Source organism: Pseudomonas sp. ICMP 460 (assembly GCF_002723595.1).
GTDB lineage: Bacteria > Pseudomonadota > Gammaproteobacteria > Pseudomonadales > Pseudomonadaceae > Aquipseudomonas > Aquipseudomonas kitaguniensis.
The window spans coordinates 117,143-142,798 of the sequence record NZ_LKBR01000003.1 but is presented as its reverse complement, the minus strand read 5'-3'; the positions used below and the strand labels follow the sequence as shown (position 1 = coordinate 142,798).

The 25,656-nt window shown below is 57.5% G+C and carries 34 protein-coding genes and 3 pseudogenes; 10 read left to right on the top strand and 27 right to left on the bottom strand.

Annotation, left to right across the window (positions count from 1 at the left end; translation table 11 throughout):
- Position 1 precedes the first annotated feature (1 nt).
- The 8 genes and pseudogenes from AO240_RS04150 to AO240_RS04110 form a co-directional block, all read right to left on the bottom strand.
- Positions 2-1,555, bottom strand: coding sequence for a hydantoinase/oxoprolinase family protein (locus tag AO240_RS04150; RefSeq protein ID WP_099235271.1), 1,554 nt, complete (start codon positions 1,553-1,555; stop codon positions 2-4).
- Positions 1,552-2,649, bottom strand: a complete 1,098-nt coding sequence (locus AO240_RS04145) for a DUF917 domain-containing protein (RefSeq protein ID WP_099235270.1) — start codon at positions 2,647-2,649, stop codon at positions 1,552-1,554. Before AO240_RS04145 ends, AO240_RS04150 begins: the two co-directional genes overlap by 4 nt.
- Positions 2,649-3,938 carry a cytosine permease gene (locus AO240_RS04140; protein ID WP_099235269.1) on the bottom strand — a complete coding sequence of 430 codons (1,290 nt, stop codon included), beginning with the start codon at positions 3,936-3,938 and terminating at the stop codon, positions 2,649-2,651. The genes AO240_RS04145 and AO240_RS04140 overlap by 1 nt, the downstream gene beginning before the upstream one ends.
- Positions 3,939-4,587: 649 nt before the next feature.
- Positions 4,588-4,808, bottom strand: a pseudogene (locus AO240_RS28825) (hypothetical protein).
- A 44-nt stretch (positions 4,809-4,852) separates the two neighbouring features.
- Complete coding sequence (locus AO240_RS04125) at positions 4,853-5,167, bottom strand: hypothetical protein (protein ID WP_099235267.1); 315 nt, start codon at positions 5,165-5,167, stop codon at positions 4,853-4,855.
- On the bottom strand, positions 5,164-5,406 hold the full coding sequence (locus AO240_RS04120) for a DUF4406 domain-containing protein (protein WP_099235266.1): 243 nt from the start codon (positions 5,404-5,406) through the stop codon (positions 5,164-5,166). The genes AO240_RS04125 and AO240_RS04120 overlap by 4 nt, the downstream gene beginning before the upstream one ends.
- A 124-nt stretch (positions 5,407-5,530) precedes the next feature.
- Positions 5,531-5,797 carry a hypothetical protein gene (locus AO240_RS04115; protein ID WP_143505284.1) on the bottom strand — a complete coding sequence of 89 codons (267 nt, stop codon included), beginning with the start codon at positions 5,795-5,797 and terminating at the stop codon, positions 5,531-5,533.
- A gap of 100 nt (positions 5,798-5,897) precedes the next feature.
- Entirely contained in the window at positions 5,898-6,239 is a 342-nt protein-coding gene (locus tag AO240_RS04110; RefSeq protein WP_099235264.1) for a hypothetical protein, read from the bottom strand.
- A gap of 124 nt (positions 6,240-6,363) precedes the next feature.
- Here AO240_RS04110 and AO240_RS04105 point away from each other — a divergent pair, with 124 nt between their 5' ends.
- From AO240_RS04105 to AO240_RS04075, 5 genes and pseudogenes are all read left to right on the top strand, one after another.
- Complete coding sequence (locus AO240_RS04105) at positions 6,364-6,705, top strand: hypothetical protein (RefSeq protein WP_099235263.1); 342 nt, start codon at positions 6,364-6,366, stop codon at positions 6,703-6,705.
- 826 nt (positions 6,706-7,531) lie between these two features.
- Complete coding sequence (locus AO240_RS04090; protein WP_099235260.1) at positions 7,532-7,954, top strand: RDD family protein; 423 nt, start codon at positions 7,532-7,534, stop codon at positions 7,952-7,954.
- A gap of 41 nt (positions 7,955-7,995) precedes the next feature.
- Positions 7,996-8,418, top strand: coding sequence for a hypothetical protein (locus tag AO240_RS04085; RefSeq protein ID WP_099235259.1), 423 nt, complete (start codon positions 7,996-7,998; stop codon positions 8,416-8,418).
- Between the two features lie 55 nt (positions 8,419-8,473).
- Positions 8,474-9,066, top strand: a pseudogene (locus AO240_RS04080) (tail assembly protein).
- A 59-nt stretch (positions 9,067-9,125) separates the two neighbouring features.
- Positions 9,126-10,331: pseudogene (locus AO240_RS04075) on the top strand (host specificity protein); the annotation flags it as partial.
- Positions 10,332-10,657: 326 nt separating this feature from the next.
- Here AO240_RS04075 and xerC read toward each other — a convergent pair.
- The 5 genes from xerC to AO240_RS04050 are packed head-to-tail and all read right to left on the bottom strand — an operon-like array spanning position 10,658 to position 14,181.
- Entirely contained in the window at positions 10,658-11,692 is a 1,035-nt protein-coding gene (xerC, locus tag AO240_RS04070) for a tyrosine recombinase XerC (RefSeq protein WP_099235258.1), read from the bottom strand.
- Positions 11,693-11,905: a DUF4224 domain-containing protein gene (locus tag AO240_RS04065; protein WP_099235257.1), complete on the bottom strand. Its 213-nt coding sequence runs from the start codon at positions 11,903-11,905 to the stop codon at positions 11,693-11,695. It abuts the gene before it with no gap.
- A gap of 50 nt (positions 11,906-11,955) precedes the next feature.
- A complete protein-coding gene (locus AO240_RS04060; RefSeq protein WP_099235256.1) occupies positions 11,956-13,050 on the bottom strand; it encodes a site-specific DNA-methyltransferase in 1,095 nt (364 codons plus the stop codon).
- A 49-nt stretch (positions 13,051-13,099) separates the two neighbouring features.
- Entirely contained in the window at positions 13,100-13,750 is a 651-nt protein-coding gene (locus tag AO240_RS04055; RefSeq protein ID WP_099235255.1) for a hypothetical protein, read from the bottom strand.
- Positions 13,747-14,181, bottom strand: coding sequence for a hypothetical protein (locus AO240_RS04050; protein ID WP_256585835.1), 435 nt, complete (start codon positions 14,179-14,181; stop codon positions 13,747-13,749). The genes AO240_RS04055 and AO240_RS04050 overlap by 4 nt, the downstream gene beginning before the upstream one ends.
- A 131-nt stretch (positions 14,182-14,312) precedes the next feature.
- Between AO240_RS04050 and AO240_RS28820 the strand changes: the two genes are divergently transcribed.
- On the top strand, positions 14,313-14,645 hold the full coding sequence (locus tag AO240_RS28820) for a hypothetical protein (RefSeq protein WP_099235254.1): 333 nt from the start codon (positions 14,313-14,315) through the stop codon (positions 14,643-14,645).
- Between the two features lie 101 nt (positions 14,646-14,746).
- Positions 14,747-14,953 carry a hypothetical protein gene (locus tag AO240_RS04040; RefSeq protein WP_099235253.1) on the top strand — a complete coding sequence of 69 codons (207 nt, stop codon included), beginning with the start codon at positions 14,747-14,749 and terminating at the stop codon, positions 14,951-14,953.
- Here AO240_RS04040 and AO240_RS04035 read toward each other — a convergent pair.
- Together AO240_RS04035 and AO240_RS04030 are read right to left on the bottom strand one after the other, a co-directional pair.
- The gene (locus AO240_RS04035) at positions 14,922-15,602 is read right to left on the bottom strand and encodes a DUF4406 domain-containing protein (RefSeq protein WP_099235252.1); all 681 of its coding nucleotides are present in this window, start codon (positions 15,600-15,602) and stop codon (positions 14,922-14,924) included. The genes AO240_RS04040 and AO240_RS04035 overlap by 32 nt on opposite strands.
- A gap of 209 nt (positions 15,603-15,811) precedes the next feature.
- Positions 15,812-17,464 carry a DNA cytosine methyltransferase gene (locus AO240_RS04030; protein ID WP_099235251.1) on the bottom strand — a complete coding sequence of 551 codons (1,653 nt, stop codon included), beginning with the start codon at positions 17,462-17,464 and terminating at the stop codon, positions 15,812-15,814.
- A gap of 128 nt (positions 17,465-17,592) precedes the next feature.
- Between AO240_RS04030 and AO240_RS28225 the strand changes: the two genes are divergently transcribed.
- Complete coding sequence (locus AO240_RS28225) at positions 17,593-17,988, top strand: DUF6864 domain-containing function (RefSeq protein ID WP_143505282.1); 396 nt, start codon at positions 17,593-17,595, stop codon at positions 17,986-17,988.
- Positions 17,985-18,257, top strand: coding sequence for a hypothetical protein (locus tag AO240_RS28220; protein WP_143505280.1), 273 nt, complete (start codon positions 17,985-17,987; stop codon positions 18,255-18,257). Before AO240_RS28225 ends, AO240_RS28220 begins: the two co-directional genes overlap by 4 nt.
- On the opposite strand, the gene AO240_RS04025 is transcribed toward AO240_RS28220, so the two are convergent.
- The 10 genes from AO240_RS04025 to AO240_RS03980 form a co-directional block, all read right to left on the bottom strand.
- Positions 18,234-18,566: a hypothetical protein gene (locus AO240_RS04025; protein ID WP_099235250.1), complete on the bottom strand. Its 333-nt coding sequence runs from the start codon at positions 18,564-18,566 to the stop codon at positions 18,234-18,236. The two genes, AO240_RS28220 and AO240_RS04025, sit on opposite strands and share 24 nt — an antisense overlap.
- A gap of 69 nt (positions 18,567-18,635) precedes the next feature.
- On the bottom strand, positions 18,636-19,106 hold the full coding sequence (locus tag AO240_RS04020; RefSeq protein WP_099235249.1) for a hypothetical protein: 471 nt from the start codon (positions 19,104-19,106) through the stop codon (positions 18,636-18,638).
- Complete coding sequence (locus AO240_RS04015) at positions 19,103-19,345, bottom strand: hypothetical protein (RefSeq protein WP_017254546.1); 243 nt, start codon at positions 19,343-19,345, stop codon at positions 19,103-19,105. The genes AO240_RS04020 and AO240_RS04015 overlap by 4 nt, the downstream gene beginning before the upstream one ends.
- Entirely contained in the window at positions 19,342-20,967 is a 1,626-nt protein-coding gene (locus tag AO240_RS04010) for a YqaJ viral recombinase family protein (protein WP_099235248.1), read from the bottom strand. Before AO240_RS04010 ends, AO240_RS04015 begins: the two co-directional genes overlap by 4 nt.
- Entirely contained in the window at positions 20,964-21,770 is an 807-nt protein-coding gene (gene bet / locus AO240_RS04005) for a phage recombination protein Bet (RefSeq protein ID WP_099235312.1), read from the bottom strand. Before bet ends, AO240_RS04010 begins: the two co-directional genes overlap by 4 nt.
- A gap of 162 nt (positions 21,771-21,932) precedes the next feature.
- On the bottom strand, positions 21,933-22,127 hold the full coding sequence (locus AO240_RS04000) for a hypothetical protein (RefSeq protein ID WP_099235247.1): 195 nt from the start codon (positions 22,125-22,127) through the stop codon (positions 21,933-21,935).
- Positions 22,124-22,339 (bottom strand): hypothetical protein, encoded by a 216-nt coding sequence (locus AO240_RS03995; protein WP_099235246.1) that lies wholly within the window; start codon positions 22,337-22,339, stop codon positions 22,124-22,126. Before AO240_RS03995 ends, AO240_RS04000 begins: the two co-directional genes overlap by 4 nt.
- Positions 22,336-22,764, bottom strand: coding sequence for a hypothetical protein (locus AO240_RS03990; protein ID WP_099235245.1), 429 nt, complete (start codon positions 22,762-22,764; stop codon positions 22,336-22,338). Before AO240_RS03990 ends, AO240_RS03995 begins: the two co-directional genes overlap by 4 nt.
- Positions 22,765-22,783: 19 nt before the next feature.
- On the bottom strand, positions 22,784-23,023 hold the full coding sequence (locus tag AO240_RS03985; protein WP_057008977.1) for a DUF551 domain-containing protein: 240 nt from the start codon (positions 23,021-23,023) through the stop codon (positions 22,784-22,786).
- A 21-nt stretch (positions 23,024-23,044) separates the two neighbouring features.
- Positions 23,045-23,632, bottom strand: a complete 588-nt coding sequence (locus AO240_RS03980; RefSeq protein ID WP_099235244.1) for a hypothetical protein — start codon at positions 23,630-23,632, stop codon at positions 23,045-23,047.
- Positions 23,633-23,836: 204 nt separating this feature from the next.
- Between AO240_RS03980 and AO240_RS03975 the strand changes: the two genes are divergently transcribed.
- Complete coding sequence (locus AO240_RS03975) at positions 23,837-24,250, top strand: hypothetical protein (RefSeq protein ID WP_099235243.1); 414 nt, start codon at positions 23,837-23,839, stop codon at positions 24,248-24,250.
- A 406-nt stretch (positions 24,251-24,656) separates the two neighbouring features.
- Here the strand turns inward: AO240_RS03975 and AO240_RS03970 are convergent, their stop codons facing one another.
- Together AO240_RS03970 and AO240_RS03965 are read right to left on the bottom strand one after the other, a co-directional pair.
- The gene (locus AO240_RS03970) at positions 24,657-24,908 is read right to left on the bottom strand and encodes a DUF1654 domain-containing protein (RefSeq protein WP_099235242.1); all 252 of its coding nucleotides are present in this window, start codon (positions 24,906-24,908) and stop codon (positions 24,657-24,659) included.
- Positions 24,909-25,102: 194 nt separating this feature from the next.
- Positions 25,103-25,648: a hypothetical protein gene (locus AO240_RS03965; protein WP_099235241.1), complete on the bottom strand. Its 546-nt coding sequence runs from the start codon at positions 25,646-25,648 to the stop codon at positions 25,103-25,105.
- Between the last annotated feature and the right edge of the window lie 8 nt (positions 25,649-25,656).

Below are 25,656 nucleotides of genomic sequence, written 5' to 3'. Positions count from 1 at the left end.
TTCACGCCCCCAATGACCCCGCCGCCTTGGCCCGGATGCGTACGGCGTTGCCGGGCATGTAGGCCAGCGGCATCGTATCAAGGTCCACCACGGTGACTGAGTCCGCGATCGCACCGGCGCAAATGGCGCGTGCGATGGCTTGATTCACCGCCTCATCGATCCCGGCGTTCAACGACTTGTGCTCCAGCGACACGATCAACTCGACTTCCCCGCTGGCCTGGGCAATGGCGACCCCAATGGCATTGGCGACGCCAAAATTTTCTGGCCGGATGATCTGCGAGGCGCCCTCCAAGTGCGTCGGCAAAATAATCGCGCCGCCCCCCACCAGTACCACTGGCAGCGGCGCGCTGCTGGTTTTCATGCGATCGATGACTGCTTCGACCATGGCCACGTAATGTTCATACACCTGCTCTACCAATACCGCCGATAAGTCACTGACCCGTCGGCGATCACCAATATCCGCCAGCCCCTTGGCGACGGCGATATCGGTAATGGTCAAGGTTTGCCCACCAAACACCAGGGCTTCACGCGTCAAGCGGTAGCCAACACTGTCTGGCCCTATCTGGAAGCCGCCTTCGCCCACCAGGTGCACCACCGTGCCGCCGCCCAAGCCGATGGACGCGATGTCCGGCATCCTGAAGTTGGTTCGCACGCCGCCAATTTGCGCTGCAATCAAAGACTCCCGGGGAAAACCATCCGTGAGCATCCCGACGTCGGTGGTGGTTCCGCCAACATCGATAATCAATGCGTGCTCCAGCCCTGCCAAGTAGGAAGCGCCGCGAATGCTGTTGGTCGGCCCGGAGGCGATGGTCAAGATCGGGTAGGCCAGCGCATGCTCCAAGGTCATCAGCGTGCCGTCGTTCTGACCGAAGTACACCTTGGCGTTGACCTGATGGCGCTTCAAGGCCTCGACGAAAGCGGCTGCGGTGGTCCGGGCCGTGCGAAACAGGGCGGCATTGAGGATCGAAGCATTTTCGCGCTCAAGCAAGCCGATCGAGCCAATGGCATGCGACAGCGACACCGGAATGTCCCCCAGTTCTTCTTTGACCCATTGCGCGACCTGCAACTCTTGATGCGCCGACACCGGCGAGAACACCCCGCACACCGAAATCGCATCTACCTCGCCGCGCACGTCACGCAGGTGCCGGCGGATCTGCTGCTCGCTGAGCGCGCACAGGCAACTGCCGTCGTACTCGACCCCGCCTTCGAGCATAAACAGATGCTGGCCGAGCAGCGCCCGCAAGTCATCGGGTACGCCCTCCATGGGCGGAATCGCCAACGTCGCGGGCGCGCCCAGACGCAAATGTGCCACGGTGTTCAACGCCTTGCGTTCGACAATCGCATTGGTGCATTGGGTTGTGCCAAGCATCGCCTGGGTAATCGCCTCTCGCGGCACACCGGAGGCACCGAGTAACGTGGCGATGGCGGCTTCAATACCCGACATGACGTCCGCCGTCGTCGGCTCCTTGGTCTGCGCGATCACCTGGCCGGTCTCATCGAGCAACACCGCATCGGTGTTGGTTCCGCCTACATCGATACCCATCCGATAACTCATGACAGCGCTCCCTTGCCCGCCACCAGGGTGGCCAGCGGTACGTAATCCAGGCCGTATTTGAAGTAACGCGGGCCCGCGACGTCGATGCCCTTGGTGGTCATCCATTTTGGATTGGCCGCAATACCGATCGCCACCACACGTGCGCCGTAGCGCAGCCGCTCGGCCAATAACGGCAGGCCGGTTTCTTCGTCGAGTACGCAAATCAGGTCTGGGGTGATGCACAAGGCGCGGTCGTTGTTGCGCGCCAGCAGGTATTCATTTTGGAACGCGATTTCGAAACGCTCGCCTTTGTCGGCCCCAATCCCGTCGAAGTAAGCGACGCCGCGCGAGAAACCTTCCTCGGTACGCCGGTCCACCTCGGTCACCTTGCCGCGAAACAATACGTGCCCTTGCAGCAAGTCGAGCAGTGCGCCCAGTGCCGGTGTGCCGCTTGACCGGGCGTGCTCAAGGGTTTCGCCGATACGCTGCTCGAAACTCAGAATGCCGTGTATGCCGGAGCGCCGCGCAATGGCAGCGGTGATCGGGTAACCGGCAAAAATCGCCGCGCCGCCCATGCGCGCGCACACCGCGCGGGCAAACCGCTCGGTGCGCAGGCCATCGTCAGCCTCCACCAGCACGCTGTTGAGCTTTTCGTCGACCACGACAAAAGGCGAGGCGTTGACGCCATCCAGGTGAAAGGTGGTCATCTGGAACTCGGGAAAGGCACGGCCCATGCCATCCATGTCCACCACCGGCAAGCCCAGACGGGCCGCCGTCGCCAGTGGCAGCAAGGAATTGAGGCCACCTGCTTCGATCGGAAAGATCGCCGTTACCTTACGCCCATGAATCTGCTCAATAATCTCACAGGCCTTACGGGCTTCCTGGCCGTTGGGGATTTTCTCGATCATCACCGTCGGCGCACCGATCATGCCGGTCGACAGAATTAAATCGTCGTCGTGCAACTCGTCCACACTGATCAAGCGGATCGGCCCACATTCCTTGATCGCGCGTTGCGCCATCAGCTTGCCGATATACGGGTCGCCGCCGCCACCGGCGGCCAGGATCGAGGCGCCGACAGTGATCAGCTCAATCGCTTGTTCGTCGAGTAATCGCATCAAGCACGCTCCATGGTCATAAATCGTTGCCGGGCCAAACCCACCAGCCAGTAAGCCGACGCCGCTGCCACCAGTGAATTCAATGACGCAATACCGTGGTTGAGCAAAAGCCCCACGGCGGCACCGAAGGCGCAGCAACATAACGCTGGCCAGCCAATATTCACCGTGGCCGCCGGTAGCAGGCCCAACGCACGGCTCTCGTCGAGGGCCTGGCGGTGGGTTTTTAACACGAAGTAATCCACCAACATGACCCCGGCAATCGGCGGGAATATAACGCCGAGCACAATCAGAAAATCGATAAAACGGTCGAGAATTCCAAGCACTGAAAGCAGCGTGCCGATTGCGCCGAGCACGAGTGTCAACATGACTCGGCTAATGCGCTTGTCGAACAGGCCTTCGAGGCTCGTGACCATCGCCAGCGATGAGGAATACAGGTTGAAGTCGTTGATTTTGATGGTCGCCAAAATCACCGTCAGCAAGCCAACCCAGCCCGACGTCTGGGTCAGGATGGTCACCACATCATCGGTTTGCAGCGCATGCGCGATGAGGATGGCGATGGTATTGACGATAAACTCGCCGACCACCAGCGACGCCAGCGTTACCCACACCGCGTCGCTCACGCTGCGGCAATAACGCGTCAAGTCCGGTGTCACCAAGGCCCCCGCGATGTAGCCACCGGCAACCGCGCTGGCGCCGGCGCCCAAGGTCAGCGCGGTGCCCAATGGCGTGGCCGGGAACAACTCTGCGGCGGTTGGGTGGGCCACAATGCTGTAAAGCGACCACAGCACCACCCCAAAAAACAGCGGCACGGCGATCTTCGCGGTCCAGCCCAGCGCGCGAAAGCCGAACGCCACTAACAACGACAACGTCGCCCCGGCAATACACGAAGCGAGCCCAAACCCGAGCACGCCGCCGGAGGCGTAGTTCAGGCTCTTGGCGAACATTGCGTTCTGCACCCCAAACCAGCCCAGCAGGCTGATGGCAATTACCACGCCCACCAAAATCGAGCCCACCCGCCCAAAGCCGCACCAGCGCGCCAGCAAACTTGTCGATAAACCCTCGCGCGCCCCGGCAATCCCCAGCCCCAAGCTGACAATTTCGAGTAACAGGCTGCCGATGAACGTTGCCAATAGGGCCTGGCCAAACGTCATCGAATGCCCCAGCGTAGCCCCGACCATAAACTGGCCAAGCGAGGTCATCGCCCCAATGCGGATAAGACTGATGGCAAACAGCGAACCGCGTGCCGACATCGGCACGCGAGAGGATGAATAGTCGTCGGAAGATTCCATCGTGCTCACTCGTTCTCGTTGTAAAAACAATCGATGCGCGATGCAAAGGACGCAGCGCGTTGTTAAACGGGGCAGTTTGGAAAGGGGCGGGCAATTGCAGGTGGGTTTCTAGTTATGCCTCGATGCTAGCATGGGTGTTGCCCAACCCAATTGGGATGTTGAGTGGGGAAACCAAAATGATAAGGGCGGCGCACTAGTTTCATTGCGCCGACTTATTTTTGAACTGGTCATGCCGTCGGGTGCCAAAACATGCATCACCCAGAGGACGTAGCGATGACTCAAGAAAAGAGCAAAGAGCCCGAACAGGAAACCCCGGCACATGCCACGGAGGAAGAACGGGAGAGGTTGAAGGATTTCAACAAGGACGGGATTCCGCCGGGTGCTTGCTGATCAGGCCGCCAGTTGAATAACAACTGCTCACCGGTCCCACGCGCGACTCGGTGAAGGCGCGTAATCGCGCGGGCGCTGAGCGTGAATTGCGCAACAGCCTGGATAATTACGGAACACAAAAGATAAGGGCCTGCATGACGTTCATCATGCAAGCCCTTGATATCTATGGTGCCCGAACCCGGAATCGAACCGGGACGCCCTTACGAGCGGGGGATTTTAAGTCCACATACAAAGAAATATAAAACAGCAGTTAGGGTGATTACCTCCCTCCGCCCGCTGTGGGGCGCGCCGCCTTGATGATGTGGACGATGAAACCGAAGGTGATCAGAAGCCAGGCGCAGGTGCCGCTGAATGCTCCAAGTAATGCGGCCTCAGTACCGACGCCGAGCAGCTCGGGGCGAGCCAAATGAACCAGTAGCCGGTGGCGACCAGGTACAGCAAAGCGCCCAGCAGGATCAGGGTGAGTTTTATTGCGAACAGGGTTTATCCTTGCCGCGCTGGGCGGCAGAAGGTGGGTTAGTCGGTTAGAAAGACTTCTGCGCGGACGGCGCAGGCTCGGATAGCTTGGCGAGCGCCATGGTCACGTTCGAAAAGCCCATATCTCTGGCTTTCTGCCAAACTTCGTCGTACAGCTCGGCTTTGTACTTTTGGCCCTCAAGCAACCGGACAGGCTTCTCGGCAGCCAATATCTTCAGGCACCGCTTACAGGTAGCCTTGACCCTGTAAGGCGTCATCCCGGGATCGCCAATATTGGTACCGCAGAACAGTGTGTCAGGATGATCTTGATCAGCCTCAGTGCCGCCGTCCCAGTCGTCGTAGTGGATGGCGCGCTTGCTCATACAGCCTCCGTCGTTACCAGATCATGGGTATTCACAACCGTCATGCCGAGGTGCTGAGCAATCAGGACTTCGAGTTGGGCGCCCTTCGATTCTTGCCAGCCGGGCAGAGTGGCCACGGTGTCGCAGTCCATCAGGGCGGCAATGTCGCGGCGCATGCAGTCGCTCCAGGTGCCGCCGTCGGGGTTGATCTCGGCGGGATTGGTGACGGTGTGGCCAGCGGCGCGCAGGTTGAAGGTCATTGCGGCTAATGCCGGTAGAAAACCATCCGATCGAACACTTTAATCCGATCCGTTAATTGGCATGCTGGCGCAAGCGGTTGGGAGCTTACGCCAGATGGCTCATTCCGTATCTACGGGGAACCGATCAAGCAAGGCCGCTCTGCTTGAGCCAATCAATCACTTGAGACTGGTCGTTTACCAGGAAACGAAGAGGGCGCTCATACGCTTCTCTCGCAATGCTGCCCTGCACAACTGAAGGAGCATCGTCGATAAACTTTTCGGCTAATGCTGTCAATGCCTCGTTATTGAAATTCGGCGAAGACTTCAGAGCCATGGCAATGGCATTCATTGCCATGAAAAGCCCAAGCTCAGTCGGCGTCATTGCAACTTCGATATCTGATTCGCTGCTCACTTCGACCTCCAGGTCATAAATGCGCCGGTATTGGCGCAACTCCGGTCCTTGGGCTTGCAGGCGAAGGACTCGGGGAATCCATTCGAGTTTTGAGGATGTTTTAATTGTGTCTTAAATCCCAATCATCACTGATTTCGGCAAGAGAGTGAGGCGATCGCTCGATGCGACCGGCGATATCCTCGAGATCGTCATATTCAATTGGGGGGAGTTCAGTCTCCCCAGATCCACCGACACTTTCGCTGTTAACGGCACTCACTACCTTGGAAATCGGACGCGGAATTAACTTTTCAGTTATCCGCTGCTTCTCTAATTCGGTGCCAACCAACACCCCTTCAATACTGTTCCTGGCTTTTTGGCGATTGGCCTCGGTATCTGGCCCGTTACGCAAATTTTCAACCGCCTCGCGAATCGCAGATGCCAGAGCTTGATTGTTCGCCGTCATACTAATTCCTTGTCGTAGATTTCCTTTGGAGGCATAACGCTACTACGGGAAAACCTCATTCTGTTACTGGCATTCCATCCACGCTGGATGCCTGTACAGTGCCGATTCCAGTTGAGGGGCAGCGATGAAAATTTGGGTGGCAGCTATTACAGCAGCATTGCTTGCCGGTTGTGCCGACAGCGGGCCGATCAAGGTCGGACCGGACACTTACACAATTTCAACGCGGGTTCCGTTCGGCGGGCCAGCATCCGCGAAAGGTCAGGCGCTCAAGGAAGCAAACGTGTTCTGCGAGTCGCAAGGCCGAGAGATCCTGCTGGATCACATGCAAGCTAGCGAGTGCGCATTACATGGCGGCTGCGGCGAGGCAGAGATTTACTTCTTCTGTATGGCCAAGGGCGATCCGCAATTAAAGCGCCAAAAATACAGCCCAGATCCCACGCAGAAAATTGAAATCGATCAGCGCTGATCAGTTACGTCTGTCTGGTCCAGCAGCTTAGGTTGGGCTACAGTCCTGCCAAACCAAAGAGGGAGCTACATGCGAATTTTGATAGGGATAGTGGGATCAGTTTGTTTCGCTACTGTGGTGTATGCCGACGCACAGTCAAAGTCTATTTCAATGAGCTTTGATGAGTGCCAATCGTATCAGGCAAGCACCATCGCTAAGCTCAACGTGCCAGCTTCAGACATCGAGCCGATCGTGAACTCGTCAGTGCTGACGATCACCAGAGTCTATACGGCCGACGGCAGTGTTTTGATCAGCTGCAGCAAGCCCGATCAGAAAATGGTAGTAACGATGTCCAGCAAAGGTCGGTAGCGCTACTGACTATTGCTTACCCAAGCCCGCACTGAGCTTTTTGCATCTGCCAATCATAGGCTTTCGTGGAGTGCACTACAGACACTTGCCCATTCGGACATCTTGAAGCACTCTTCATGCCCCCCGATACTTTGAATGAGAAATAGATATGAACCGAACGTATCTGCATGGGCGCTGGGGGGTGTTCAAGAACTCCGCAGCGCAAGAGCCTATCGGGATTCTGATTGATGGAGCTGGGGCGCCTATCGCTCCAGGAGGGCCGATTTTCAGGCTGGCGGGAGATCGCTTGGTAGACCCGCAAGGTGTGAGTGGACCCCTAGCACCATTCCGGACAGTGGAGTGGGCAGTTAACTATGGTCAAAACGACCAGACCTATGTACTGAAGCGGATTGGTTAATCAGGCACTAAAGACCAAGGCTCGCGCTGAGCTTTTGGCATCTTGGAATGTTTGAAATCGAAACCATTGGAGCGTCAACGAATGGACGTGAGTACCACTCAAATTGAATATCGAAGGCCGGACAATTTGGCCGGTTTGGGGCGGCGGTTGGTAGGGCAATGGATTGACTCGTTAATCACCCTTTTTGTGTTATTCGCCGTGGGAAAGGCGGCAGAGCTTGTTGGTGTATCTCCAAACGCGGTCGGGATTCTGGCTTTTGGGTCCGCTGCTGCGTATTACCTATTCTCAGACGCAATGCCCAACGGTCAAAGCGTGGGTAAAAAACTGTTGGGGATGTCAGTGATTGACGAGCGCAGCCACCTTAATTGCAATCTTTATCAGTCCTTTATGCGAAATATCACTACACCCATCCTGAGTATTTTTGACTGGATATTTATTTTCTTTGGCTCACGGAAACGGTTAGGAGATATGCTCGCATCCACTATTGTGATCCGATCTAAATAGCTGTAACTGCTACAGTCCCGCCAAACCAAAGAGGGAACGACATGCGGATTTTGATAGCGGCGGTAGCGGCGGTGATGCTGGTGGGGTGCGCCTCATCGGCGATTTCAGTAAGGGATGCGAAGCCGGTGCCGTCGGATGAGGTTTATGCCTTCCAGACAAAGCCGGCCGGTGAAAGCGGGAAGGTCACGGTTGTGCGCGACTCCGGCGCTGTTGGTTCAGGCTGCGATATCGTCGTCTATGTAGACGGCCGCAAGGCTGCGAAAATTGGCACCGGTCAGCGGGCTACCTTTTACCTTCCGCCAGGCTCACCAAGCCTCGGCGCCGGCCTTGCCGGATCAGGCCTGTGCGCAGGCGCTACAATTCGCACTATCGCAGCCACGGTGCAGCCCGGCAAAGAAAGCCTATACCGCATCAGCGGCGACATGGCCGGTTTCTACATTGGCCCCTACGTCGACTACAACTGAAAAACGAAAATCATAAAGCCGCCTCCGGGCGGCTTTTTCATGCCTGGAGAAAATGATGCAGGCTTCAGCGATCAACTACCAACCGATGACAACGATTCGCCTGTATGGGCAACTTCGCCAGTTCGAGAAAACCTTCAGGCTTGCGGTGAAGTCACCGGCCGAGGCCATCAAGGCGCTCTGCGTCCAGATCCTTGGCTTCGAGCGCTTCCTTTCGAACGCTAAGTCGCGAGGGCTTGAATTCGCAGTTTTTCGCGATAAGCGCAACATCGGCGAGAAGGAACTGATCTACAACGGTGCCGGTGATATTCGTATTGCGCCGGTGGTGGTGGGCAGCAAACGGGGGGAGTCCTTCAAACCATCGTCGGTGCGATCCTGATCGTCGTCGGTGTCATTTTTTCAGCCACGCCGTTCGGCACTCCGCTTATTGGCGCCGGTATTGGCCTTGTCGCCGGCGGCGTCATCCAGATGCTCAGCCCCCAAGCCGGTGGCCTCAAGACCAGCGCCGCACCAGAGAACATACTCGGCTACGCCTTCGGTAGCGCCAAAAGCACCACTGCATCGGGTAACCCGGTCCCACTCTGCTACGGCAAGCGGCGGGTTGGTGGTGCGATTATCAGCGCCACCATCTACGCCGAAGATCACACGTAAACATTCACCGCAGCACCGCAGCCGCCCACGAGGCGGTTTTTTATTGCCTGGAGAAAAGCATGGGCGCAGAACGCAAGACTGATATCCACGGCGCCAAGGGCGGCGAGGACAAACCAAAAACGCCAACTGAAGCCCCGGATAGTCTGCGCTCGATCGCCATCGCCAAGATGCTGATCGCAGTGGGAGAGGGTGAGTTTGAAGGCATTCCGACCGCCAAGGATATCTACCTCGACAACACGCCGCTGCAAGATCCTCAGGGCAACATGAACTTCCCGAACGTGAAGTGAGAATGGCGCACCGGTGCGGTGGATCAGACCTATATTCAGGGGATCCCGTCGGTAGAGAATGAAACCTCCATCAGCACCGAGTTGCGCAGTGGCACCCCGTGGGTCCGCGCGATCAGCAACACCCAGCTTTCCGCCGTGCGTGTTCGCTTCGCTTGGCCAGCGCTCCAGTCCGTGGATACCGGCGGCAACATCAACGGTTACCGGATTGAGTACAAGGTTGAACTGGCCACCGACGGCGGCGCGTACCAACAGGTGCTGAGCGAGGCTGTCGACGGCAAAACCATCAGCGTTTACGAACGCACCCGCCGCATAGATTTGCCGAAGGCTACTTCTGGCTGGTTGATGCGCATCACGCGACTGACCATCAACCAGAACAACAACAAAATCTCCGACACGATGCAGATCGCCGGATTTACCGAGGTGATCGACGCCAAGATTCGTTACCCGAACACTGCGCTGCTCTACATTGAGTTTTCAGCTGAGCAGTTCCGCAGCATTCCGGCCGTCACGGTCGAGACAAAGCTGAAGAAGATGCAGGTGCCGAGCAACTACGATCCTGTCGCGCGCTCGTACACCGGCGTCTGGGACGGCACTTTTAAGCAGGCGTGGACCGATAACGCGGTCTGGATGACCTACGACATCACCACGGCCGACCGTTTTGGCCTCGGCCGGCGCATCAAGTCGTGGATGGTGGACAAGTGGGAGCTCTACCGGATATCGCAGTACTGCGATCAGGTGGTGCCGGACGGGAAGGGGGGTCAAGAGCCGCGCTTCATCTGCAACCTGAACCTACAGAGCAAGGCTGACGCTTGGTCTCTGTTGTGTGACATCTCGGCGATCTACCGGGGCATGACTTACTGGGCTCAAGGCCAGGTCTTCACACTGTCGGATATGCCGCGCGCCACCGACTTCGACTTCGCCTATACCCGGGCGAATGTCATCGAATGTAAGTTCACCTACCCCAGCGCGTCGGAGCGTATGCATCGGTGTTTCTCTGGTGGAGTGAACAGCGTAGCAGTTGGCGAAACGGAGGATTTGAATTGAGTCGGCAGAACGCCGGAGAGGGAAATTGCGGAACGCAAAAGATAAGGGCCTGCATGAAGTTCATCATGCAAGCCCTTGATATCTATGGTGCCCGAACCCGGAATCGAACCGGGACGCCCTTACGAGCGGGGGATTTTAAGTCCGCAATGTATTCTTTTAAATACAACAGGTTAGCGTCTATTCTGCACCGCTATGAGTAGTTTTTACCTCGCTTGCAGCCCTTTGTTTTCAAGGGGGTCAAAACTATTGCGGTGCAGAATTTACCTGGTCGGCGTGACCTTTTTGCCGATCCTCTTACGGATGTAGTTCTCTGTCATAACGACAGTTGTGTGCCCAAGTTGGTCGCGAGCCTGCAGGATGTCACCGCTGGATTCTGCTTTGTCGGTGCCAGCTTTTGCGCGCAGATCGCGCATCTGAAAGTTTCCTTTCTCAACACCTGCCGCCTCACGGGCCGCGTCAAACCTTCCTCGCAACATGCTGCTAGTCATTGGCTGCCCGTTATCCATAACGATGAGCCTGCTGGTGCGGATCTTGTGCCCGTCCTTCCTGGCCATGATTCGATCAATCACCACCTTCAGCTCTCCGGTTATCTCAATCCTCCTTTTCGCATTCGTCTTGCCTTGCTTCACGGCCAGCCTATTGTCGCGGATGTCTCGCTCATCCATCTTTAGCGTGTCCGCTATCCGCTGGCCGGTCAGGTAGAACAGATCGAGTGCATCACGCAGCGGCTGCTCGGCGTGCTGGTACACCAGGGCGAACATCTCGTCCTCGATGTATTGATCTCGTCCAGATTCCTTGTGACCCTTCACGCCGGCGCACGGGTTGGCCAAGGCCGTATAGCCGCTGCTGCGGGCAAAGTTCCAGATGGCGCTAAGTAACGCCTTCTCGCGATTAGCGCGCACTGGCGCCGTCTTGCCGCGCTGGCGCAGGTACTGTACGACGTGTTGAGGCTCGATCGCCTCCAGAGGCGCCGGTGGATCATCGAAGAATTTCAGAAGCTGCTTAAGCTCCCGAGTGTTGTCCTTCTGTGTGGCCGGGCTCTTGGTCGGTACCACCTCATCCATGTAGATTTTTGCGACATAGGCGAACGTCAGTACTGCCTGCACCATGGCAGACGAAGTGCGGCTCTTTTCCAGCTTCGCGTATTCAACAATCGCCAGCCCGTAGTCGCTGCCCAGAGCGATTTCCTTTCTTGGAGAGCCGCCGAGGTCGTAGTAGTAATAGATGATCCCGCTGCGCTGCTTGCGCTTCCTGAGGCGTGTGACGCTATCAGGGTTTGTTGGCTTCCTTCCCATTTAACTCACCAGGCGTGGCTGCCATTTTGGTTTTTCTGCTGATACCGCGACCGGTTCGCCGGTTAGGGCGCTGGCGATTACGCAAGGCCAACCGCTGCGCTTGATGGTGTGCCGAATACCGTTTCTTTTAAGAACCTGCACCTGTCCTGCTTTCGTTCTTGCACCGGTAAGGGTGCACACCTCTTCGTGCGACAGGAAATGAATACTGTCCATAGGGAATACCTCGCCCGCCGCTCACCGGCAGGCATGTAGGGGGATTGTGGTTAAGCGGCTGGGTGTTGCACGGTGTCGCGGAAGACATCCATTTGCGCCGCACCGTCGAGCCAGGCGGCAGCGATCCGGCGTTCAGCCATTGCGGCGTATTCCGGGTTGAGTTCACACAGTATCGATTTGCGACCTTCCTGCATGGCGACCACCGCCGTAGTGCCGGCACCGCCAAAAGGGTCAAGCACGACGCCTCCGAGTGGGGCGCCGGCCAGGATGCAAGGTCTGATCAGGTCCGGAGGGAAGGTCGCGAAGTGTGCACCCTTGAAACCTTGCGTCGGAACAGTCCACACACTGCGCTTGTTACGAGTATCCAAGGGCCAGGCACTTTCCTCTCGATCTGACCGATGTGTTCCCAGTGACTGCCCAGGGATGGGCTGCTCTCGCTTTGATTCATCACGCTTGAAACTGTCCCGCTTGCTACGCACTGCTTTCATTGGTCCATTTGCTTTTCCGGGCACGCGATCACTCCCGCGCTGTTGCTCGAGATCCTGCGCCATTCGCACTATAGAGCTGAGCGCTGCAGGTTCCTTGATCGCATCCTGGTCGTAGTAATAGCGTGGTGACTTGCTGAGGAGAAATAGGTACTCATGCGACTTTGTGCAACGGTCCTTGGTGGATTCAGGCATGGGGTTCGGTTTATGCCAGATGATGTCCTGGCGCAGGTACCAGCCATCATCTTGAAGGGCGAAGGCGAGTCGCCAGGGCACGCCCATCAGGTCTTTTTGTTTTAAACCCGTCGGTGGAGCTCGGCGCTTGCCGCGCAATACCGCACCGCGCGTAGCCTGAGAAACCATGTCGTGTTTGCCAGCGGAACCACCAGGTGCGTAACCCCCGGCGATTGATGCATACGTATCGCCCATGTTTACCCATAGCGTTCCGTCATCACGCAAAACCCTGCGCACTTCGCGAAAGACCTCCACCAGGCGCGCGATAAATTCAGCAGGAGTTTCTTCCAGACCGATCTGCCCGGCCATGCCGTAGTCCCGGAGACCGAAGTAGGGCGGCGATGTAACACAGGTGTGTATCGACTGGTCCTGCAGCGTCCGCATCGACTCAATGCAGTCGCCGATCAAAACGCGATGCTGTTTCATGGCCTCGGCCCCTTGTAGGTAAAGACGTAGGCGAACCAGAGGGTGGCGATCATGGCGTCACCCGCTTGAACTCGACAACCCAGACCCACGGGTTTGCAGCCCAGTCACCGCCGACGCTTTGCCAGAGGTCTCGGAACGCGCCAGTCGCCCTGCCGAAAGCATTCTCGCTGTCATCATGAGCGAACCATCGGTTGATCAATTCCACTCGTCTTACGCCCTCGGCCTTGGCCTGATCCTCGGTGATGTCCTGCAACCGCTCGACGTGCACGGCTGTAATTTCCAGCAGGATACGGCTGACCCAGCGGGGCATATGGATGGACGGCCGATAACCGTAGCCGCGATTACTGATGCTCAAATCGGCAAGCGGGTCGGTAGCTGCGTACATGATGTTCTGCCCGCGCCCGCCGTGCGGCTTCACCGGCTCATATTCTCCGGCACTGAGCGTGGCAAATGTCTCGCGCACCCAAAGCCGATCGCCGATCTGGCCAAAGGGGCAGAAGTCCGTGTAATACCCGATGCTGTTCGGGTGCAGCGGGCCTTCGCTGGGAAGTTCGTGGCACTCGCCGAGCTGAACGCCGTAACCGATGTTTTTCAGCGCTTTCGCATTCAGTGCGCGCCGCGTGACCGTCTTCCGGCCTTCCAGGATGGCTCGCACCATCGGCGCCGAGAACAGGATTGGGCGTTCCTTGATTTGGCTCACGGCGTAACCTCCCGGCGCGCCCACTGAACATAGGGGCCGTCATCCGTATCGAAGATCCCCATCAGGAACCACTCAGGGCCTGGCGATTCGGGATTCCAGCCTTTGCAGTGGCACTCGCCATCCTCACAAGGGTGTCCGTCAAGTTCATCGCCCAGATGCCAGCCTTTCAGCTCCAGGCCTTGCTCTTTCGTCCATACGGTATACGGCGCTGGATCTTCACCTTCGCCAAAGCTTGGAATGTTCGGGTGATACCACCAGCCGTCCGCATCGCGCTTCACCTCGACCGGTCCGAATGGCTTGATGCCGCTGTGCGCCTCGCAGGGACTGACGTACACCACGTCTGAGTAGTGGCCGCCGCCACAGCTGAATTCCATTTTGCAGCCGCACTTGGCTGGAGCGCCGTTGACGAACGTAATTTTTTGTTCAGGCATGACTTCGTCCTTGCCGCTATAGCGGCTGACTTTGGATAGGTTGGGGGTGATTAAAAAATCTTTTTGAATGGGTATATCGCTGACATTCGCCTCGGTCGCATAATCGCGGCCTTAATATCAGGGCTACACAGATGAGAAAACGAGGCAACGTTTACTGGGACTGGGCCGACCAAACTCTTCACACTCGTTCGGTGGATGAGCGACAAGTCGACGGCACGGTGCTGAACGTGCAAGTCCGTATGTCTCTACTTGGTAGAACTCAGTTGTTCATAGGGGTCTACGGGGACAAAGGCGCAGTTATCTCTGAAGAAGCCTTTGATTCACTACCCGGCGAAACGATGACAAAAGCATTGGCTTGGGGACTTGAGCGGGCGAGATTGCAATCTCCTGCTCGAACCAAATCCGTCAAGGGCCGAAAAACCGAGAGCTTGCCCAGAGCAGGCTCAAAGCAAGCAGAGAGGTAGCGGTTCTCAGGCATTGCGGAACGTTTGTCCGGACATTTTGTCTTCCTGTGGATAGGAATAAAACACGGAGCTTCCGGAGAGACCTATCGAAAGGCTTTTCAATGAACGGTATTGACGATTTCCGCTTTGAGTCTCACAAGCTGCTTGTCCAGCTTGATGCAGCAACCACCAAAATGATGATGCTGGTCGTTTCTAAAAATGTGAGCGGCCCAGAATGGCAGGAAGCAACGAGCGACCACAAAGCTGCGTTCGATGCTTGGAACTCCTTTCTTAACTCTACAAGCACCTCTTTAACGGATCAGGTCTGAGCCGTTTTTCTTCCCTAGTTACCAGATCATGGGCATTCACAACCTTCATGCCGAGGCGTTCGGCGATCAGCACTTCCAGCTTGGCGCCTTGCGACTTCTCCCAGTCAGGCAGCAGGGCGATCATTCCGCACAGGCCAAGGCGGGTCAGGTCGTAGGCCATGTAGTCGGCCCACTGTGCGCCCTCGACGATTCCGTGGTCTGCTGGGTTTTCGACTTCGTAGCCCTGGGCGCGAAGCTGATCAGCAACGGCGTTGAAGGCCGGGTAGTTGAAGTCGGCGATACCAGTCATTGGCCCGGCCACGTAGACGCGGTTGGCGCGCTCGGCCTGAAGAGTGACTCCTGATGGGGCTGGCGCCGGCGCAAGGTCGTGCCAGGTGTAAACCTCGAACTCTCCGGGACGTAGCCCAAGGTGATGCCCATCAGGCATTACCGCTGCCACGGCGCCATAGCTGTTGGTCCACGCCTGATAGATGTCGTTCTGATTCGCCACCGGCACCGCGCCTTTGATGTACGCAAGCCCAATGCCGGGCATTGGATCGGCGGTGACAGTTTTCACCATTCGCACGGTGCGCGGCACGCGTGCGCCAAACGGATAGCTGTTGCTGCGCTTGTGCAGAGCTGGGCAGTCGATACGGTTTTCTGTAGGCATGGGAAGTCCTTGCCGGGCCATGCCCGGTCGGTTGTTCTGAGGGTTTTGGAAAAACCCCAAGTGGAACGAGGGGGCGTTCTTGGATTCAATTGGGCACCTGTAGACTACGAAGCCGTTCCTCGGCTTTGAGTCTGAGGAGGATGCTCATTTGAAGAACCTGATAAAGCTCGTTGACCTGGTCACCGCCATCGCTCGACTGTTCGATGCGATCATGCGTACGGGCTGGGTGTGATCTGTTGCAAAAGGCGCAGCCCAAGCCAGCGAACCACGGTGACGGCCTTGCTGTTGCCGATCGCCTTGTAGCGGGGACCGTCCGGGCATTCGCTGGCTAGCTTGCCGCGCCAGGGGATCAGGGTGTAGTCATCGGCCATGCCCTGGAGGCGTTCGCACTCGACGGGAGTGAGGCGGCGCACGGCAGAGCCAATTTGAACGGATGGGGTGCCCTGTCCCGGCTTGCCTCCACCCGTACTCATAGCTCCGGTGATGCCGCCGTCGCCGTCCTCATAGCGAAGTTCCGATCTAGAGTTCTCGGCGAAGGCCGCTACGATATTCGGCCCTAATGATGAGTTGGTGTTGTCCAGTTGCTTGCCGTAATTGCTGGTTATGGCTTGGGCAACCTCGCGACAGTACAGGACGTTCTCCTGTCCATTGTTACGACCTAATGTATGCGCCTGTTCGATGCTGACGCAGGGGTCTTGCGTGCCGTGCACCACCAGATGACTGTGGCCGTGGTTTGCATCCTGGCCAGAGCAGCCCTGCAGCCGCCCATAGCTCGCGTCGAGGGTCGCGGCAATGCACGGCACATCATCGTAGCTGTAGCCGCCTTTTTTACGTCCCCCACCGGCGAGCGTTGTCGCAACAAGGAAGTGCCCTGCCGCTGCGCCCTCGGGCCTGCCGCCTGAGCCTCCACTGAACGCGTGGCTTGTGAGCGTCCCGGCGACCTCGGGATGAATTAAGAATGTCTCGCTCTCGATGTCGAGTCGGCTGTCCTTTGCGGTGAGCGTTGCAGCGCGCTCGATCGAGCTGCTCAGGCTATGGCCGCCGAAGGCCGGGATTCCGCCGAAAATCGATACCGCCGGCCCGTCGTCGCCTTCGCAGTTAGGGCAGCCATGTGGGCCTAAGTATTCTTCGAACACGAATCCGCATCCGCACTGGAGCGCAGGGCCGAAAGGAGCTGTTCCGGTAACGTCTTGCCCCTCGCCTCGGCGCGGCGCAGTATCCCGGCGCACGCCTTCTCGCTCAAAAAGTACCTCGGCGGGATCGAATCCGTCACGAGCACTTGCGACAACGAACACACGACGGCGTCGTTGGGCCAGGCCGAAATATTGGGCGTCCAGGACCCGCCACGCGATTGTTCTTTTGGGTCCATACACACAACCAGCGTCCTGCCATTTCTTCCCTGGAGGCTGCAGCTCGCAGTCTTCCCCAGCAAGCGCGCCAAGAAAGCATCCGAAGGCGTTCCCTTTGTCGCTGAGGACGCCGGGGACGTTTTCCCAGACGATGACGCTGGCGGGCTTTCGCTGGCCGGCGCGAACATAGTCAACTGCATCTGCAAGCTCCACGTATTTGATGGTAAGGGCGCCGCGCGGGTCGGTGAGGCCTTCGCGCATGCCGGCAACCGAGAAGGCCTGGCACGGGGTGCCGCCGACCAGCACATCCGGTGCCGGTATCTTGCCGGCCAGCACTAGGGCGGCCAACTTGGTCATGTCGCCGTGGTTGGGCACGTCGGGGTAGTGGTGGGCCAGGACCGCCGACGGGAAAGGCTCAATCACGGAGCATCGTGAGGCGCGTATGTCCAGCGGGTGCCAAGCTCGGATTGCAGCCTCGATGCCGCTGCAAATACCGCCATAGCAAAAAGCCATATTTTATGCTCAAATTCAATTTTATCGATCACGTTAGTAGTTTCGCCCGAAGAACGTTCATGCGGCTGCAAGCGTTTTAGTTGATGGATTATCGGTAGACGTCATTAAGTCAAAAAAGGAAGGTGACGATGTTCGCAGTAAGCTGTATTGGCTCTCCTATCGCGGGTAAAAAACTGATAGCCCAGGGTGTAGGATTAGGTACGGAAAATTCACCATTATTGTTTGAGGTATGTGTTCCTGATATTTCGATTCCGTTAGTAATTGATTTTAGAATTTCTGATGATCCAACTAAAGGGACTGCGACTGCGACGGTTGGAGAGATTGCAAATAATTCTGTAGCGGTTACGTTTTACAACGTCACCCGCAATGGGCCAAGCGGAATAATCAGACCTGTAAGCATTGTTGCGGTTAATAATGTAGATTTAGAAATGCAGTTCCATGTTGAGCGAACGAGTAGCGCTCCGACATTTTTGTTGTTCTACACATTCTATGAGACCTCACTTGAGCGAGGTCCATGGGGATGAAAGATTGGAATACTTATGCTCAATCTAGGGCAAGCAGTGCCTCTGGCAGCGGTGCAGAACCTTCCGTTACCGAATACCTTTCTATAAAGCTTGCAGATAACTGGATCGCAGTAGTGGTAGTAATGGTCATGGTGTTGTTTGCACTCGGAGGAGTGGTAACCCTAATCCCAGATAAACCATCGTTCAGTACTTCAAGTGTTTGGTTTTTTGATGCGGCTAAACTTTGCTTGGGCGTTTTCCTTGGACTACTGACTGCGGGAAAAAAGTAGCAAGTCATCTTTGTTGACGCGAAAAGCTTCGCGGTCGTAGGCGATTATCAATTTACGCGACATGCCTTCAAGTGTTGCGTATTCGTGTCGCGGCGCGAGGAACTGCGCCGATCCTGCTGGGCCCAGGCCGTGCAGGTGGTGAATCATCAAGGTCATGGCCTCGCCCTGTTCCTCGATGCAGCTCCAGGCCATCAGGTCAGCCAGGGCCTGGCGGGTGCCGGCCATGGTGTGGAGTCGCAATTCTTCCTCGCCGCGAGTCTTTCGCCTCGCCGCAGTCTTTGCTGATCGTTCTTTCTGCGCGGCTGCCATGGCCCACCTCTTCTATTCCGCTGGCCGGCAGTGCGAGCCAGGTTTGTCGTTTGCGTTGCTGGATGCGGGTTATGCGGCGCATGCAGCGACCTTCTGCTGATTCCAGGCGCCGACAGCTTCGAAGATTCGCGCGGCGTGTTCCTCGTCCAGTGACATCGCTTCAGGAATGGCGATCCAGCCTGACGCCACCATCTGGCTTTGGTTTGCCTCGTCGCGCAGCTTCTTGTAGCAATGCTCGATCACGTCTTCCAGGTGGTCGGAGAGGTAAACGCCATCGGGCGCCACCTCCACCGACTTGCTGTATCGGTCGCCGCGGGCGTCGATGCAGAGGGCGCTGAGGTAGATCGTCCACCTGTGGGGAATGCCGCAGACAGCCTGGCCAATCTTCCCCGGCGCGATGTTTTTCAGCGACTTGTAATTGATCATGCCCTGGCGGCCACTGGGGTCGATGTTGACCACTGCGACGTGGTTAGCGGCCAGCAGCGACCGGCAGGACCGGTCAATGCGGGCTTTGAGGTTGTGGGGTTTGCGCTTGCTCATAAAGCCTCCGCAAGTTTGCGCAGCGCCTTACGCTCGTCCCGCGTGATGGGGGGCTTGCGACGCTTGAGGATGGTTGTCGGGTCGATGAATTCCGAACGCTTTGCCGGATCTGGATTGATCGCCGGGCTCTCGCCGATTGTGATCTTCCCGCCGGCGGCCAAGTGCCGGCGAACCTGACTGGAAAGCTCCAGCGCCTTCTCGCGCCGGAACTCGATATCTGATCTGAGGTTGCTGATCATGCTGCCGCCTTGCCGAGTGTCACCCCAGCCATGCTGAAGTTTGCACCCTGCGCTGCGACCATCGAGTCGAGCGCTTCCCAGTTCACCAGAAGCAGCGTGATCGGCGCCTGACCATATGCCACCGCTTTTATCAGTGCCTCGAAGTCCGTCACGTTGGCCTGCAGCGCTACCTGCTCCACCGTGTTGCTCGGCACAGGCTTTGTGGCCTGGCCGACGGGCGCCGCCTTGACCGGAGCGGTGCGGACAGGCTCTGGTGTCGCCACCTTCTCCACGACAGGCTCTGGCTTGATGGTTTCCAGCCGCTGGGCTTCCTGCTCTTCGGCGATGCGCTTCGCTTCGGCCTTTATCTTCTCCGCCTTCTGGTGTTCGGAGATTCGGAATTTGATCAGCGTCACCAGGTCATCATTGGCCTTGGTCACCAGCTGCTGCACGTCGTTGAACAGGAAGGCGTAATCAACGGCGAGCTCCGCCAGACTGGTCAGGTTCAAGCGAATACTGTCCGCTGCCTGACTTGCATCGATCTTCGCCCGGGCCAGCTCGGTATCTACCGCGTCCTGAAGGCTGGCGATGGTGCGCTTGTTCTTCATGGCGCCGGCGAAGTCCGAAACAACATGAGGCAGTGTGACTTGGCCCAGCGTCTTGTTGATTGCAGCGATGTGATCTGCCAGTGCCAGTTCGGCCTTTTGCTTGATGTTGGTCTTCACCAGCAGCTCTTGAGCCTTCACCAGCTTGTCGACTTTCAGGCGAGTCTCGCGAGCATGGGCACTGATGCGATCCAGCGATGAAAACAACTCATCGATGCTTTGGGTTTGCGACAGGGCCTGTTTCTTGGCGACGGCGACAGCCTCTTCAACATCGCCGCACCATTTGACTGCCTTCTTCGCATCAGCGAAGTCCTGGTCGGTGGAGAGTGTGGTTTTCACCGAATCGATGACGGCCAGGGCCGAGTCTTCAAATACCTTCAGGTTGCTGGCAGTGACCATGCCGGTCAGCTCGATGCGTAGGGCTGGCAGCTCATCAGGTGCCTTGCCGACGACGATTGAAGGAGCGTCGGTCATCTCGAAGTTGGCCAGGTCTGCCTCGAACTGTTTCCATCCTTCGATCAACTGGGCCGCGCGGCCGGCGACGGGCCGGTACTCCATGTGCACGAAGTTCTCCGGCGTGCCGTCCGAGCAAACAAAGATCACCCGCTCAGCGCCGCTGACCAAGAGTTGCTGCTCAAGCTGCCAGTAGTAGTGCGGAGCCAGTTCGCCGGCTTTCACCTGGGCCACAACCGACTCATTCCACAGCTTGTGTTCGAACAGGGTCTCGCCGAGCATCGTGGCGCCGTCCATGGAAGCCAGCAGGTTGCCCTCGGTCGCGACGATCGGATACAACTCTTCGCCGATCAACGCTTCAGTCAGTGGGCGGGCCAGGGCTTCAGTAGCGTGGCCCTTGTCGAAGATGAACTGCTGAGACGGCGTGACATCGGGCGTGATGCCGGTCTTTTTGGCTGCCAGCAGGTCTGTGCGGGTTTGGTACTTCGAGGCGCCCATCATTGCCGGGGCTTCGGAGGCGGTGCGGAACTTAGCGCGAAGGGTAAGCCACTCGGCGGAGCCTTGAGCTACGTTGTGAATTTTCATGCTGAATCTCCATCGAGGGCTTTGAGGTTGGTGATTTTTTCAATCTGCGCCGGGCTCAGCGTGTACTTGCTGCTGATGGTCGCAATGAGGTGTTCGGGGCTGGTGCGGTTCGAGTCGATCAATGGCTGCCACCTCACGATGTTCTCGGTCAGCAGTTCGTCGGAGTAGGCGGGCAGCGCTTCCGGTTCAGGCTGGGCGTGCTGTCGTGGGCTGACATCGCGCGCCGGCTCCTCGAATGCTTTGCCTTCCATCTCGTCGGCCGTTGGCGCCGATCCAACTTCAGGGAAAGCTTTGCGCAGGGCCTGGGCCTCGGCGCACTTGGCGAGTTGGGCAAATGCTCGGCGCTTCCACATGGCGTTGGGCGCCGCGGTGTCCTTGCTCGACGTCGCGTAGTTTTCGAGCCAGCGTTCATTGGCCGTGTATTCGGCAACCAGGCCGTTGCTCATCTGCCGCTTGACCGTTACACGGCACCATTCGGGATACGTGACTTCTACGCCGCTCAACTTCGCCGTTACTGGAGGGCCATATTCCGGCTCGCTGATCCCTGCATATTGGCCGGTGCGAGCTGCCTGAATGCGGTACAGGCCGATGCCCGGCATCACCGTGTCCTGCATCTTTTTTGTCTTGGTGTTCCAGATCGGGACGATGTGGACCGGTTTCAACATTGGGTCCAGGTGAGCGGCCTGGCAGTAAGCCAACACCATCACGACTGAGTTTTTTTCTGCGCCGGGGTAGAGGCTGCTGCTCAGTACTTCAACGAGCGCGGCCTCCGACATCGCAGGCGTGTTGTCGTCCTGCTTCATTACTGCGGACATGGGGAATCCTTGCCGCGATGCTCGCAGCGATTGAAGGTGTTGGTTATTGAGTGATTCGATCAGCGAGGGCGCTGAGCAACATCAGGAAGGTGAAGAGGGCAAGGACAGGGAAAGAGCCGCGCCAGATGAGTAGGTGCCGCTGGCGGCTGGTCACGTCCGAACTCTCACAGCGATCCTGCCACCCTTCATTGTTGGTGCCAGGCGCTGCGGCAGATCCCGCACCAGGTCTTCGCGCTTGCGGCCGATCAGCTCGTTGAAGGGGACGCCGAAGCCGAGGATGGCAATGCGGCGTTCGATGTCGTCGAGCTGGCTGTCGATCAGCGATTTAACCGGTGCGGTAGTCATGCTGCAGCCCTCTTGAGTTCTGTATTGCGCTCGACGAACTTGGCGTCCAGCGCATCGCGGTAACGGTTGGCGGTAGGGGAATCGACCAGATCGGCGAACTCGGCCATTTCGATCATGCCCATGATGAAGGTGCGGTCCGGGACCGGCGTACAGGACTTCTTCATCTTGGCGATTTCCAGGCCAAGACGGGCGAGAGCGGTAGCGTTGCTCATAATTCGTCGTCCTCAGCCTGGGCGGCCAGTGCATCGTCAGCGAGGGGCCGAAGTAGGGCCTCTGCAATTTCGCCAAGCTTGCCGAAAGGGTGGTCGCTTCGACCCAGCAGCTCGACGACGGCGTCTTTGTCGGCCCGTCCGCAGTTGTTGGAGATCAATAGCCAGCCAAGTGCCGGTGTGCCGACATCACAGTCCGCCTGCCGGGCGTTCGCCAGTTCATCCGCCGCCAGTGCAAGCTGGGCGACCGTGACGCACTGCGGCGACCTCATGCGCAGCTGAACCCTCACATCTGCGCCGAACCTCACCAGCTGCTCCGTGGCGTTGTAAAGCCACTCACTGCGGGCAATCTCCACCGCCGACTCGCTTACTGGAGGCGGCAACTGAGCGTCGTAACGCTCCTGGCATATCTTCAATGCTGCGTTCATGGTCGCCTCCAGGGTGGCGTTATTCGGTAGGCGGGGCGGGAAGTGGCTGCCAGTGGGTTGGCTCCATTGACCCATCAAAGTCGGTTACGAGATTCCCCAGTCCGTCATCTGCGGCCGGGTGAAAGTCATGGTCATCTTCTGAGTAGATCGTCGGCTCAACCCAGCGACCCTTGGTTGGGTCTCTGAAATTCCATCCAGATCCGATAACAAGCACGCCATCATCTGGCAGCCTGTCCTCAACCTTGATCCATTCGCTCATGGCGACCTCCAGTGTTTGGGGTTAAGCGTCTGCGGCAATGTCCGCGAGGATTTGAGCCTTGCGCTTTTCGAAGCGAGCGCTCCAGGTTGGACTTCCATCTACGCGCCAGATGGTCGCGCCACGCTTGCGGAGCTTCCGGGCACGAGCCGGAGAAATTCGATTCCCCCACCCCTCGGTGCGGTAAATGGCTTCCCAGTACTCGACGGTCTCGCGCTTGTCGTACTTGTAGTACCTGCTGCTCGGCTTGTTTTGGGACAGCCAGTCCTCTACCAGTGACCTCGCGACGGTGGCGCCACTGAAAACGTAGCAACTCTCCAGTGACTCACGGGTGCCAATGCCAGCATGAAGCGTGGGTACACCAGGATCGCCGCCGCAATCCCAGACCTGACCTTTGCACTCTAGGGTCGAGCCGTCAGTGAGAGTGATGGTGAAAGAGCTGCCCGCAAACGCATCACGGGTTCCAGGCGCAATCTTCATGAAGTCGAAGAAGCCATCGTGACTCGAAACAAGCAGGTTGCCGGTGCGCTCGTATACAAGACGCGGCATTTCATCCAGCAGCAGGAACATCTGCCCCTGCTTGGTTTTGATCACATCCAAAATCTTTGGCATTTCGGGAACTCCATTCGTTGGTTCACCTGTATTCGTCAACACTCATGCCTCCCGCTGGTTGCCGATGGGCGCGGGGGAGGAGTGCTGACGTAATAGAGGTGGGGAAGGGTGCCGGTCTTTCACGGCTGCCGCGGCGCTGGCCGTTTAGCGAGTCGTACTGAAGGCTGGTAGCATCGACACTCCTTATCGGAGCAAGGAATTGCTATGCATCAGGTTGTTGAAGGGGCGTTAAACGTGATCGCAGCAGAGAGCAGCGAGCCCAAATACACTGAAGCGTTCAGCGCTGTCCGTGCAGTAGTGGTTGAGTTTGGGGAGGAGAATTTGGCTGATCGGCTTTTTGCCGATATCCCTGACTCGATATCGTTTCTGCAGGTCGCTAGGCTATTTGACTTTCTTGCTTGGCAGACGGATGACAACGGATCAGCGATGACTCGCGCAGCTGAGCGCTGGCTCGTCGAAGGCACAGATCTACGCAAGATTCAGATCGCTCTCAACCTCGAGGTGTACCCGTTTCCGGACGAGCATGAGATGTACCGTGTGCTGTCTGACGTGGCTGTAACCTTCCCGCAGATGGCTGATAGATGCCAGCAGCTAATCAGCTCTCGGAAAAGTCGGTAGTACCCGGTCTACATCCCAAAGCCCGCTCTTCGAACGGGCTTCAGTGATGCTTTCCGCCTTGACCCGCTTCTGGCGTCGGTCATCGGCTTGAATCGAATGTTTCTCCAGCCGCGGGCCTCTCGGCTTGTTCTCCCGCTGGATAACTGTTCTTGGCGCTTTACGCTGCACGCCCGGGTAAGTTGCCAACCCTCTGAACCGTTTAGGCCGGTTCATCGCTGCCTTTGAATCTGGGCCGGTGGTGATCCGGCAAGGGTGAAACCAAAGAGCGGCGGGCGGTGAGGCCCTGGCGAGTCCCTGTTGGGTGACTCGATGAAGCCAACATTACTAGCGATAATATTATCAGTCAAGACCGCAGGTAATAAAAAAGATCGTGGATAATAAAAAACCCGCTCAATGGCGGGCTAATTTATGCGTCGCAGTATTCTCGCCAGCCGATCCTGACGGTTCCGCCCTCCAGGGTCTCGACTCGGACGCCGGCCGTTTCGCTGATCTCATCCAGCAAGCGCTGCCAGTCTTCGGGAGCTTCATGCTCCAACCTAAACACGGTCACCGCCTGATACTTTTGAACGCCTGGGGAGGCGATCAGGGCCTGTAGGCGACGGCCTGCCGACTCGTAAGAGGATGTTGGTTTAGAGGTGGTAAACGCTGGACTTGGCATGCGACTCTCCTGGTCGTTACTGGATATATATACAGTATTGGTGGCGGGCGATATTGGCAAGCTGCATTTGGATCCAACATGCATTTATGCATAAATAGTCTAAGGGTGACTTTCATCCACGCAAGAAAAAGCCCGCACTTGGGCGGGCTCTGGTTACTTTTAGCTGTCAGTCATTAACAGACGGGGCTTGGCTCTTACCGGTCCATATAAACAATTTCGCTGAATAATTTTGGTCCTTCGCGCATCGTGACAAGGGCGTTCTTGGCCTCTTCCTTGGTTTCAAATGGGCCAGCACCTACGACCAGGCCCGTCATTGAAACAACTGGAAGTCCGGCTGCGGAAATGGCCGCCGTTGATCGCCGCTGATCTTCTACGTCACGACAAGCCACGGAAGCAACCCAGCCATTTTTAAGCTTTAACGCTTCGACAGGCTCAACATCTGCTGCGCAGTGCTTGCACTTGACCGCTGCAGCCTTAATGCTCTCGGCGCACATAGGGCAAGGCCGAGTATCTTTTTCGGCGAGAGAAGTGGTTGGCTGGTTTTTTCCGGAAAGCAGAAGCATGAGAAGACCCGCGAGCGCGATCACACTGCCGACAATAGTGTGGATCTGCCGATCGGCCATCAGGCCCATATTGTTCACTCGCCCGCCAGCACCAGTCAGCACCGAGACGTCCATGCTCAACGCAAAAATCAACCAGCAAGCGCCGACAATCAGAGCGAGCACTCCAAGTCCTTTCATTGATTAAC